The organism is Rhodococcus sp. DN22 (genome assembly GCF_036669995.1).
In the GTDB taxonomy this organism is placed as follows: Bacteria; Actinomycetota; Actinomycetes; order Mycobacteriales; family Mycobacteriaceae; genus Rhodococcus_F; species Rhodococcus_F erythropolis.
The window spans coordinates 1-11,460 of the sequence record NZ_CP133328.1 but is presented as its reverse complement, the minus strand read 5'-3'; the positions used below and the strand labels follow the sequence as shown (position 1 = coordinate 11,460).

The 11,460-nt window shown below is 60.0% G+C and carries 10 protein-coding genes and 1 pseudogene; 8 read left to right on the top strand and 3 right to left on the bottom strand.

All coding sequences use genetic code 11. The features are described 5' to 3' along the window. The first annotated feature begins 42 nt into the window (after positions 1-42). From RA302_RS31630 to RA302_RS31595, 8 genes and pseudogenes are all read left to right on the top strand, one after another. Positions 43-387: a YciI family protein gene (locus RA302_RS31630; protein WP_021334696.1), complete on the top strand. Its 345-nt coding sequence runs from the start codon at positions 43-45 to the stop codon at positions 385-387. 45 nt (positions 388-432) lie between these two features. Continuing rightward, positions 433-1,695 carry a sigma-70 family RNA polymerase sigma factor gene (locus RA302_RS31625; RefSeq protein WP_051253235.1) on the top strand — a complete coding sequence of 421 codons (1,263 nt, stop codon included), beginning with the start codon at positions 433-435 and terminating at the stop codon, positions 1,693-1,695. 35 nt (positions 1,696-1,730) lie between these two features. Next, on the top strand, positions 1,731-3,017 hold the full coding sequence (locus RA302_RS31620; protein WP_031332332.1) for a hypothetical protein: 1,287 nt from the start codon (positions 1,731-1,733) through the stop codon (positions 3,015-3,017). 115 nt (positions 3,018-3,132) lie between these two features. Next, positions 3,133-3,678 carry a hypothetical protein gene (locus RA302_RS31615; protein WP_030537985.1) on the top strand — a complete coding sequence of 182 codons (546 nt, stop codon included), beginning with the start codon at positions 3,133-3,135 and terminating at the stop codon, positions 3,676-3,678. A 203-nt stretch (positions 3,679-3,881) separates the two neighbouring features. Next, positions 3,882-4,967 (top strand): AAA family ATPase, encoded by a 1,086-nt coding sequence (locus tag RA302_RS31610; RefSeq protein WP_021334692.1) that lies wholly within the window; start codon positions 3,882-3,884, stop codon positions 4,965-4,967. 69 nt (positions 4,968-5,036) lie between these two features. Further along, positions 5,037-6,044, top strand: a complete 1,008-nt coding sequence (locus tag RA302_RS31605) for an IS481 family transposase (RefSeq protein WP_030537987.1) — start codon at positions 5,037-5,039, stop codon at positions 6,042-6,044. Then, positions 6,028-6,180: pseudogene (locus tag RA302_RS31600) on the top strand (3'-5' exonuclease); the annotation flags it as partial. The gene RA302_RS31605 and the pseudogene RA302_RS31600, both read left to right, overlap by 17 nt. A gap of 169 nt (positions 6,181-6,349) precedes the next feature. Further along, on the top strand, positions 6,350-7,663 hold the full coding sequence (locus tag RA302_RS31595) for an IS256 family transposase (protein WP_030538128.1): 1,314 nt from the start codon (positions 6,350-6,352) through the stop codon (positions 7,661-7,663). A 313-nt stretch (positions 7,664-7,976) separates the two neighbouring features. On the opposite strand, the gene RA302_RS31590 is transcribed toward RA302_RS31595, so the two are convergent. From RA302_RS31590 to RA302_RS31580, 3 genes are all read right to left on the bottom strand, one after another. Then, positions 7,977-9,023 (bottom strand): ImmA/IrrE family metallo-endopeptidase, encoded by a 1,047-nt coding sequence (locus RA302_RS31590; RefSeq protein WP_021334721.1) that lies wholly within the window; start codon positions 9,021-9,023, stop codon positions 7,977-7,979. Further along, a complete protein-coding gene (locus tag RA302_RS31585) occupies positions 9,020-9,631 on the bottom strand; it encodes a hypothetical protein (protein WP_021334722.1) in 612 nt (203 codons plus the stop codon). The genes RA302_RS31590 and RA302_RS31585 overlap by 4 nt, the downstream gene beginning before the upstream one ends. Positions 9,632-9,721: 90 nt before the next feature. Continuing rightward, entirely contained in the window at positions 9,722-10,825 is a 1,104-nt protein-coding gene (locus RA302_RS31580; protein ID WP_021334723.1) for a hypothetical protein, read from the bottom strand. Positions 10,826-11,460 lie beyond the last annotated feature (635 nt).

The following is an 11,460-nucleotide window of genomic DNA, read 5'->3' as shown; positions in this document are numbered from 1 at the left end:
GAGTGAGTTGACTCAACTGAATACGAAAATAGGGGAGCGGTCATGCCGGAATACCTGCTGTTGGTTCACGAAGACGAAGAACAGATCGAGCGATGCGAACGAGAAGATCCAGGAGCCCTCGAAGCGCGTTATCAGGCATTCCTCGCCGATCATGCCGATGTGGTCACCCAATCGCGGAGGCTGCACAGCTCCTCGTCCGCCACCAGCCTTCGACGCGGCGACGGGGACGGGGTCACCATCATCGACGGTGTGTTCGCTGAAGCGAAGGAGGTGATAGGCGGCTTCTTCGTCATCGAAGCGGACGATCTCGATGCAGCTCTGGTCATTGCCCGAGAACTGCCGGCACCTTTCGGGGGAATCGAAGTACGACCGATCCGCGGAATCTGACCGGGCGTGCAACAGATGGATCATGGCAACAGGGGGACCGAGCTGATGCACCAAATTGGCGTTCACGCTGCAATCGCTGATGCGCACCGAACGGGATGGGCATACGTTCTCGCCGCCGCGGCTCGAACGACCCTCGATCTCGATCTCGCCGAAGAATGCGCGCAGGAGGCCTACGCCTCGGCTTTGACCAACTGGGCCGAACATGGTGTACCCGAGAGCCCCGTGGCGTGGTTGACCACTGTGGCGCGAAGAAGGGCCATCGATTTCATCCGGCGTCGTGAGTTGCTCGACACCAAGCTTCCCCTGCTCATCGTTGGCGATGCATACAACCTCGACGACCAAGACATCCCCGACGACCGACTCAGGTTGATCTTCGCCTGCTGTCACCCAGCATTGCCCGTCTCCACCCGCGTGGCCCTGACCTTGCGGCTAGTCTGCGGGCTCTCCACCCCGGACGTTGCAAGGGCCTTCCTCGTATCGGAATCGACGATGGCGGCACGCATCACCCGCGGCAAGAAGAAGATTGCGACCGCCGGGATCCCCTACCGCGAGCCAGCCGCCGAGGAACTCGCCAGCCGGGTGGACGCGGTTGTCGACGTGATCCACCTCGTCTTCACCACAGGCCACACCGCCCCCTCCGGATCGGAACTGCAACGACGAGATCTCGCTGAACGCGGGCTGCACCTTGCCCGGTTGCTGCACGAGCTGCTACCACACCAATCCGAGCCGACAGGGCTGCTTGCACTGGTCCTGCTGACCGATGCCCGCCGCGAAGCTCGATCCGACAGTGACGGCCAACTGCTGCGACTGAGTGAACAAGATCGCCAACTCTGGGACCACACAGCGATTCACGAGGGCCTCACTCTGGCGCGCCACGCGATGAAACAGCGTCCCCCGAGCCGCTACGCGCTGATGGCAGCCATTGCCGCAGTGCACGCCCAAGCCGGTAGGTGGGACGAAACCGACTGGATCCGGATCGTGGACCTTTACAACCAGATGGTGGCTATCTGGCCCTCACCGGTCGTTGCGCTCAACCGTGCCATCGCCATCGGTGAAGCCTTAGGCCCCAAAGCAGGCCTCGCGGCGTTGGATCCTCTCGGTACCGATCACCAACTTTCCGGCTACCACTACCTGCCCGCAGCCCGAGCCGACATGCACCGCAGGCTCGGCAACATCAAAGAAGCTCTCTGCGCCCTCGACGAAGCCCTGATCTTGGTCGAAAACGATGTCGAGCGACGCTTCCTCGAACAGCAACGAAAAATTCTTTCGGAAACTGTCGATTCGGGACGTTCGGTATCCGACAACTAGATAGGAGGACAGATCCAACACAGGAGGGGACCTGAATGTCGGTAACGAACAAGCGCGCACAACCCGCACGCGGGCAGGGCCGCCAGCGCATCGTCGAAGACATCGCCCTTGCCTACGCCAGCGCGGACAAGCGAACCAAAGGTGTACTTCTCGACGAACTATGCGCTCGCACTGGATGGCACCGAAGCCACGCTCGCCGCGTCTTAAAATGGACCACCACCCCCAGAGCCGTCGACCCGCAACCTCGATCACGGCTCAAGTACAGCCCGGAGACGGTGGAGCTCCTTACCTGGTGCTGGAAACTTCTCGACATGCCGACCGGAAAGCGGCTCGTCCCAGCGCTTCCCACGCTCGTCGGCGCACTCGTCCGCCACGGCCACCTCACCCCGCAAACGACAACTACAGAACAGTTGTTGAGCATGTCGTCGGCGACTGTGGACAGAACCCTCGCCGCAGAACGTGCACGCAGCATCCACCCGAACCTGTGCCCGTCACATGCGCTCGTAGCCGCTGACGCCCCGATCCGCCGTCTCGTCTCTCAGCCCTCAGCGGCGCCAGGACACATCGAAGTCACGATCCACCACCATGGAGACAGATCCCCGATCGTCACCCTCACCAGCACGGCTACCGCCACGCGATGGACGACGTACCGTTCCTTCGACTACCGCAAAGACGATGCACTGGGCGCGGCGCTGACCTCGATCGGACACGACCTTCCCTTCGCAATCGAAGCGTTGACAGCGACAACATCCGATGAACAACTCGCCGCACGGATAGAGCGCTGGTGTGTAGAACAGAACGTCGACTTCTACCTGCGCTTGGGTACAGCCCACACCCCGAAAACCGGTCAAGCCCACGACATTCCTGCACCCACCGAACACGGCACCAGTGACGCGGCCCTCGCACTCCTCAACGAGATCTGGCGTGCACGTGCAGGATTGATCAACAACTTCTACTGCCGGCAATTCGATGCACGCGGAACCGTCACCACGGCCACACCGTGGCAGATGGTCCAAGCCCACCCACTCATTGCCGATGAAGACAAAGCGATCTTCCGCGACGAGCACAACAACGCTGATCCGGTCCAACTGAACTGCTGCCTGGCGGCTCTCTCCGCGCGCTACACCAAACTGCACCAGAGGGGGGAGATGTGCTCGCCGCTCAAAGCAACGGACCGATCTTCACGCCTCCAGCGACCCGATGGCACAGACGCTGGAGCGCAACTGACCCAGCTGCGGCCGAACTCCACACTGACACCAACGTCGCTGACTAGCCGAAGTCGCTGGAGTTGCTTCTCAGGCCAAGACGGCCACATCGCTTGAAAGGCAGCCGCTGCTCGACGGCGGAGGTCCTCAACAGTGGCAACTCGAAGCAATGAAAAATATTTCAACACAACACTACTCAGCGCACGACACCGACAATGGAGTGGCATCGCTCATGCAAGAAGTGGCAGTCAATCACTACGGGGACTGGTCGCATTGGAACTGGCTGGGATGGACCGTGCTACTGGTTTTGACCGGCGTGCTGTTCGTCGGGGTCGTCACCGCGATCTTCGTTGCGATCGACATCGATCGCACGCCGTACCGCGACAGCGAACTGGGCTGCTACCTCAGCGCAGCCCTCTTCTCCGCCGCCGCGTTCCTCGGATTCACCGGTACCCTGACATATTTCGTACGCCACCTACCCGGAGCAGGTCAGTCCCTACTCGTCTGCTTGGCAGCGAGCGGCACTGTCGTCCTCGGTCAGTACCTTGTTCACCGTTCATTCGCGGACCTCGTCACGGGTGAAAGTCCGAGCGAATGGATTTGGAGAGGTTCTTCGATTGCGGCAATCGCAAGCGGTGTAACGGCATTCGGATACGACGGCCTCAACCGAATCGCTTCATGGATCCCTTCATCCGTGTCATTCGTTGTCGCGCTCATAGTGGCAGGGCTACTCACGGCGTGTGCCCACGCGGTAGGAGAGCGGTCCACCGCCGGATGAAGTCCACGTGGACGCTCCACGGGAGGCTTGAGTACGGCGTCACACACACGGCTGGACTCGGGCAGCCCCGTTCGTGCACGCCGAACTGCCATGTAGATGGTGACGTGACCTCGATTGGCGAGCTAGCGTCATCACCGCTTGACCTAAGCTGACGGCGCGGCATCGGCGACTACCAAAGTAGTAAACATCTAAGGGGAACCTGCATGTACGTGGAGAGCGTGACACTGACGAACTTCCAATGCTTTGGGGCGCAGCCCACCACAGTCTCGTTGGACCCGCAGTTAACTGCCTTGATCGGTGCAAACGGCTCCGGCAAGACAGCAGTCTGTCAAGCGCTCCTCCGGTTGTTCGGTGTCACGCAAGAACAACGGCAAATTCAAGTCGAAGATTTCCATGTGCCAGCGGATGAGGAACAGTCCCCACAGGAACGAACGCTGGCGATTGAAGTCATCCTCGCCTTTCCCGAACTCGACGTCGCAGACAAAGCGACGCCTTCAAGTATGACCGCCAGCGTCCCGGAGTTCTTCCGTCACATGGCCGCAACAGTTGACGGCCAACTGAAATGCCGCATCGCACTCCGTGCGACATGGACCGACGATGGTTTGATCGAGGGGACCGTTGAGGACGAGCGCCGTGTGATTTACAACTTCGACGAGGACTATGGCGATAACTGGGTTCCATTTCGTGGAGCTGATCGGAATAGGATCCAAATGGTCTACGTCCCGGCCTCGCGGGACGGAGCTCGACAGATTACAACTTTTTTGCGCGGACGATTGTGGCGTGCGAGCCGCTGGTCGGATGATCTGCGCGGGCACGTTACTGATGCGGCGACCGATTTGCTCGAAAAGTTCGAATCTGAGCCGGCCGTATCGACGGTGGAGGAAGCGCTGGCGAAGCGTTGGCAACAACTGCATCAAGATACGACCGACACAGTTCCAACTTTTGAACCGATCAACCGTGACGTGGCTGCACTGGTTGGGAACGCCGAGTTGATGTTTCGGCCATCGCATACTGGCCGTAAACGTCACGCCCGATTTCTGAGCGACGGCCAGCGCTCCATGCTGCACCTCGCTCTCACCGCAGCGACCCTTGACATCGAATCGAAGGTAGCGGAAGGCGGTCACGAAGACCGTTTCGACCTCTCCGCAGGTACGCTGCCGACATTGACGCTTCTGGCGGTCGAGGAGCCCGAGAATAGCCTGTCCCCCTACTACCTCTCGCGCGTTGTCAGGCAACTGATGGAACTAGGTGTTGTGGGTATGGACGTTGCTGACGCGGGATTGAAGTAGACGGGCTGGTCCTCGGCGTAAGAATGGGAGTTGCGACACAACCGTTCTCGACCAAAAAGGACCAGCCCTGTGACACACCGTAATGCTCCGCTAACCGTGGAGGGAAGACGACGCCTGATCGAGCGGTGTCAGAGCCGTCCGATCGCCCATGTCGCCGCCGAGATGGGCATCTCCCGTCAATGCGCCTCCACATGGGTCAACCGGTATCGCAAGTATGGCGACCTGGGAATACAGGACCGATCCAGCACGCCACACCATCACCCGACTGCCACAGCAGCAGCGGTGGTGGCCGAGATCGAATCCATGCGCCGGACCCGGAAATGGTCGGCCTCGCGAATCGAGTTCGAACTCCGTATGGATGGAACGGTGATTGCGCGTCGAACAGTCACGAAAATCCTGCGAAACCTAGGCCTGCACCGGCGCCGATTCATCGACCCGAACGGCGAGAACAACCGCAAACCGCAGGTCATCGCAGCGAAACGACCTGGCCAGATGGTGCATGTCGACATCAAGAAAGTCGGAAAAATCCCCGACGGCGGTGGTTGGCGTGCTCACGGTCGCGGGTCCGAGCGGGCCAAACGATCCCGGCGCCGGAAATCGAAGAACAAGCAGGCCCGCACCGGTTACACCTATCTGCACTCCGCGATCGACGGGAACACCCGCCTGGCGTACACCGAAGCCCGAGACAACGAAACCGCCGCAACAGCCATCGATTTCATGAACAACGCCCGCGTCTTCTTCGCCGCCCACGGCATCAACCGGATCGAGCGCGTGATCACCGACAACGGATCATGCTACCGGGCAGCAGATTTCACCGCTTCACTCCGCGAAGCTCGGCACTACCGCATCAAGCCCTACACACCGAAACACAACGGGAAAGTCGAACGCTACAACCGCATCCTCGCCGAAGAACTGCTCTACTCCCGCGAATACACCAGCGAGCAGCAAAGGCGCACCGCGGTCGAAGTCTGGAATGTTCACTACAATTATCACCGACCGCATTCAGCACGCGGAGGACGACCGCCTGCCGCTTACCGCCGGCACCGCGTAACTAACGTCCGTGCCTCATACAGCTAGATTGCGCTTTGTCGCAACCGAAAGCGAGTCCTGGCGTGAAGCAGTCGACGCCTATGAAGGAAATGACGCCATTTCGTTATTGACCATCCATCGTAGCAAGGGGTTGGAGTACCACACCGTCTTCTTCCTTGGGCTGGATGATGATCAGTGGTGGTCACACGGTAAGGATCCCGCAGCATCTACATCAGCGAGGAATGATCGAAACCTGTGGATCCCGGGAGGACGCACCTTCCCGGATGATGATCTGTACACGAACAGGATTCTGATCAAGTCCAGCGCGCCAACGCTGGCGGGAAGGTACGCCCGTGCTCACGATAGTGGACTACGACGACGACTCCAACGAGACCGGCCAGGCAGTCGGCGCGGGCCGCTCGTTGCTCGACGAGATCGTCCGCGACGGCGCCCGGCAGATGCTCGCCGCAGCCCTGCAGGCCGAGGTCGCCGACTACATCGCCCGGCATGCCGGTGAGATCGACGACAACGGTCACCGGCTGGTGGTCCGCAATGGCTACCACGCCGAGCACGAGGTGGTCACCGCCGCCGGCGCGGTGGCGGTGAAGGCGCCGCGGGTCAATGACAAGCGCGTCGACCCCGACACCGGTGAACGTAGGCGGTTCTCCTCGACGATCCTGCCGGCATGGGCCCGCAAATCCGCGCAGGTGTCCGAGGTGCTGCCGCTGCTGTACCTGCACGGGCTCTCGACCAGCGACTTCGGTCCCGCCCTCGAACAGTTCCTCGGCACCGGTGCCGGCCTGTCGGCCAGTTCGATCACCCGCCTCACGACGCAGTGGCAGGACGAGGCGAGAGCCTTCGCCGCCCGGGATCTCTCGGAGGCGGATTACGTCTATCTCTGGGTCGATGGTATTCACCTGAAAGTGCGTCTCGAGCAGGAGAAACTTTGCCTGTTGGTGATGATCGGTGTCCGCGCCGACGGCCGTAAGGAGCTCGTCGCCCTCTCCGACGGGTACCGGGAATCGACCGAGTCCTGGGCGGACCTGCTGCGGGATTGCCGCCGGCGTGGGATGCGGGCCCCGGTGCTGGCGGTCGGTGACGGTGCCTTGGGGTTCTGGCGGGCCCTGCGCGAGGTGTTCCCGGAAACGCGGGAACAGCGCTGCTGGTTTCACAAGCAGGCGAATGTTCTTTCTGCGCTGCCGAAGTCGGCTCATCCTGGTGCGTTGGCGGCGATGAAGGAGATCTACCTCGCCGAGGACATCGACAAGGCGCAGGTGGCGATCAAGGCATTCGAGATCGATTACGGCGCGAAGTACCCGAAGGCGGTCGCGAAGATCACCGACGACGCCGACGTGCTGCTCGAGTTCTTCCGGTATCCGGCTGAGCACTGGGTGCATCTGCGCACGACAAATCCGATCGAATCGACTTTTGCGACAGTGCGTTTGAGAACCAAGGTGACAAAGGGCCCGGGGTCGCGGGCGGCGGGGATGGCGATGGCCTACAAGCTGATCGAGGCCGCCCAGGCCCGCTGGCGGGCCGTGAACGCCCCGCACCTGGTGGCGTTGGTGCGGGCCGGTGCGCTGTTCCACAAGGGCAAGCTCCTCGAACGACCCGTCGAGATCACCCCGGAACCGTCACCGGACACGCCGGTATCCGAGGTCGCCTGACACACCTTAATCCACAGAATTTGACGATTCCTCATCAGCTTTCTTTGTCGGACTCTCACGTGCTGCGCAACGAATAATTTTCACACAATGCGACGAGCGCGGCGGGCAGGTGAAAATTGAGGACTTGTACGAGAGTCTCAACGATGGCGGACTACAAGTCTCTCGGATCGAATAGAAGAACGGCACCCGGCCATCACCGAAACAACCGTATGGCTGAATAGATGATGTTCGAGCGCCCTCTGGTTCCGCTCCCGATCGCGCCGACGGAATCGATCGCCATACCCGTTTGCGGTAGCTAGTTTGACGTCGGCGATCAGACGGCGCGCAAGCGTTTTTCGGGGGAGAGGAAGACGGTTTCGTTGGCCGCTATTCGATGGCCGATGAGGGCGGCTGCTTCCTCTCGTGACAGGCCGGCCTTCGATATCAGCATCTCTCCGATGCTTCGCGCCAATTCCGGGGTTTCTGGCGGGATTTTGTCGGTTCCCGGTTCGTTCACCTTCCATCCTCGTGCGTTCAACGAACGGTAGAAGCGTTGGCGATCGTCTGTGCTGACCTTGCCCATGCGGTATGCGCGCTCGTAGAGCGCCTGCATTGAAACACCCCACACCTGTTTCATTGCAAGCAGTTTCGCGGGTGTGAGATTTCTGAATTCGGACTCGATGATGTGCGCCGGCATCAAGAGTTCGGCCGCGAACTCGTTCGCCTGAGCTTCCATGTCGGCATCGATGTACGTGTTGTGCAGAACCAGGTGCCCGAGTTCGTGTGCGAGTGTCAGCCGCTTGCGATCGGCCGGCAGTGCGCTGTTGAGCATGATGATGGGATAGTCGCTTGCCCATTGCGACAACCCGTCCATGCGGTGCGTACCGAAGTCTTGTTCGACGACGATGACACCGGCTGACTCGACCCATCTGGTGAGATTGCGGACCGCCCCGATCGGCATCTTCCATTGCGCGCGAAGTATCCGTGCCGCGTCGGATGGTGTCGTGTCGTCCGGGTCGAATGTCGGTACATGATTCTGCGGCGTCATCGGGACGCGCTGCAGCAGAAATGCTGCACGCATCCGATACAGGTTCAGCTTCGCTTCTGCCAGTTTCCAATCAGAGGCTTTGGTTGTCTTCTGCCGACGCATGTGGGCGTCGGCAGCGATTGCCCCCTGCAACCTGAACGCATGAGTCAAGAACGGTACCGACACGTCGAGGGCACGACTCATCCGTTCGAGTGTGTCGCTGTCGGGTTCTCGAAGGTTGTTTTCGTAGCGGGACAGCGCTGCTTGTGTGATGCCGAGCTGCTCAGCCAGGTCCTCCTGAGTCATCCCGGCTGCACGCCGCGATGTCAGGATTACGTCGCCGATCTGGTTCATGATCCTTCTACTGTGTCTTCGCTCGTAGCGACAACATCGCTGAGATCGAGCTGGGGCAACTGCGGGTCCACTGGTGTCCACGTGATGCCGGTGGCCTGACCGGACTGGCCCGAGTGCAGCAGAATCGACCAGATAGGTGTGTCTTTGCTGTCACGGAACGACAAGATCGTGTCGCCGATCGCGGCCTCTTCAGGATTCCATATGTATCCCATTGCCAGGCTCCACAATTCGAGATCCGGCAGTTGAGCGGTGGCACTGTTCGTCCAAAATGCGAGTGCGCCGGTGGTCGGGTAGCTCGTAATCTTCAAGTTTTCGGTGTGGCGCTTGATTCGGACCACGTAGTTGGTGCCGATGTGGATTTCCCGAGTCGGTTCGTCGTCCTTGAAGTGGACGTCGCCCTCGTCTGCTGTGCGCAGCATCGAGTCCCAGATGCGTTCGTGGATGAAACCGGCGATGAACCGTTTCGAGAAGTTGACGAACCATTCCGGTCGGAAGTCGCGAAACTCTTCCAGATCGGCACGTGCCTTGTCCACGGACGCTACGAATGCGTCAAGGAACTTCTCGCCCAAGTCGTCGACGACTTTTTGTCGATCCGGGTATGAATTCATACCAGAAAATATACCACCTGCGCTCGATTTTGCTGGTCGATCGAATTTCACCAGCGGCGGCACGGTTCATCCCTCTCAACGGCCTGTTCGCTATTTCGTGCGACGCGGGGTTGCCTCCTGCGGGTCTATGAGTGTTAGTAGACGTTTCCCTTCGGTGGGATGCACGAGGATGGCGTCGGCGTTGTCGAATGCTCGTTGCGCGGAGCCGGGGTGGTATCCGTCGAAGCTGGCTGCGGTAGTAGGCGCTGTCCACTGTGAACCTGGCTGCTCGAGTAGGTGAGGGTTGGCGCGTCGTCGGGTCCACAGGTGTGAACATTGCTCGATTACGGCTTTGATCACTGCATCTACAGATTCGAGGACTCCGTGCATCGAAGCGAGCGCATCTTCGGTGAGGTATGTGTCCGTCAGTGTGTCGGCGGCTCTGAGCGCTGCGCCTTCACTTTGGGCTGGTGTGCGTGGAAGTGGGCGAATCCAGTTGGTAGGGGCGGTGCGGTGGGGTCGATCGTGCATGGTCATTTTCAGCCATTGTGATCGGTGAACGAAGCTATTGCGGGTTTCGAGCGTCCATTGAACCCATCCGGGAGGACCAGCGGCAACGACAGCTGCACGGATACCGCGAAGGAGGGTCTCTTGGGCGTGTGCTCCGTCGGAGGTGTCGGTGGCGAGGGCCTTGCGCAGTTTTCCGCCCGCCGGTCCGGTGAGGCGTGGGTATGTGTCGGAGGTGTCGGATGTGCAGAGCATCCCGAAGTCGGCGCGGAGCACGTTCAATGACAGGGCACTCACTACGATTGTGACGCCGGCGAGGGTATCGAGTGTGGATCCGATCGAACGGAAAAACGCGGTTCGGTGCGCTCCGATCTCCGCCTCTCGGCGCCTGTCGATCTCCTGCCGTTCGTTGAGTTTCGTTAGCTGTCCGCGACCTTCGGTGAGTTTTCGGGTCAGGAAGATGTCTTCTGCGCGTATGCGTTCTTGGTACTGGAAATAGTGAAGTGCGGCTTCGTCAAGATTTGTTGCGACACTCTGAGCTGCACTGACGGCATAGTGGGAGAGTTCGGAGAGTGTGTCGCGCCCGAGCTGGTAGTTGGCCCACCAGCTGATTCCGCCGACCGTATCGTCCAGGTCCTGTCGGATCTCGCCCGCCAGAGCTTTGGCTACAAGTTTGGATCTAAAAACTGGTCTGTCGTAGGTCGGCATGCGATCAGTATCCAGGTGGGGTCAGAGTTGCATCGGGATGAGTCCGGATGTGTTGCGGGAACTGGAGTGTCGACGCGATGTCGACTGCCGGCGGATTTTCGCCGCGGCTAGGGTGCTTGAGCCAGTAGATATGTCAGCTACCGAGGGGATGGAGCGCCGATGGTGGGCTCGGGAAGGTCGATTTTCGGGTGTTTTGAATGTTATTGTGTTTCAGTAACTTTGGATAATCAGTTGGTGGATAATCGGTTTCAGAGATTACGCATGGAAATGTTTTATAGAGGTACCAATTCTGTTGCAGTGGTGATAATTTCGGCGTTTCGTGGTTCTGTGTTGTTTTGCGGTTTGGGGTGGGGTCTTGTAGGATGGGAAGCATGATGACGATGAGTTGGTAGTCGCGAGACAGGGTACCTTTGAGCGACCTCCGTCCCTCCCCAGCCTCGTTTGGTACTTGGGTACCGACTTCACGGTTCCGATCAAATCCTTTGGTGACAAATATAATTCAGGAATTTAGAGGTGCGCAGCGACTCGATCGACGGCAGTCTGTCTGGACCCACCGCGAGCCGCGCAGCGGCTCCCTGGCGGGGAGCGAAGCGAGCCGCTTCCGGTCCCGATGCGGAGCATCGGGAGAGCGCCGA

Coding starts and splice junctions, on each gene's coding strand:
- RA302_RS31585 (WP_021334722.1), bottom strand. CDS start 9,631: ATGAATTCATACCCGGATCGACAAAAAGTCGTCGACGACTTGGGCGAG.
- RA302_RS31615 (WP_030537985.1), top strand. CDS start 3,133: ATGCAAGAAGTGGCAGTCAATCACTACGGGGACTGGTCGCATTGGAAC.
- RA302_RS31610 (WP_021334692.1), top strand. CDS start 3,882: ATGTACGTGGAGAGCGTGACACTGACGAACTTCCAATGCTTTGGGGCG.
- RA302_RS31630 (WP_021334696.1), top strand. CDS start 43: ATGCCGGAATACCTGCTGTTGGTTCACGAAGACGAAGAACAGATCGAG.
- RA302_RS31625 (WP_051253235.1), top strand. CDS start 433: ATGCACCAAATTGGCGTTCACGCTGCAATCGCTGATGCGCACCGAACG.
- RA302_RS31580 (WP_021334723.1), bottom strand. CDS start 10,825: ATGCCGACCTACGACAGACCAGTTTTTAGATCCAAACTTGTAGCCAAA.
- RA302_RS31590 (WP_021334721.1), bottom strand. CDS start 9,023: ATGAACCAGATCGGCGACGTAATCCTGACATCGCGGCGTGCAGCCGGG.
- RA302_RS31620 (WP_031332332.1), top strand. CDS start 1,731: ATGTCGGTAACGAACAAGCGCGCACAACCCGCACGCGGGCAGGGCCGC.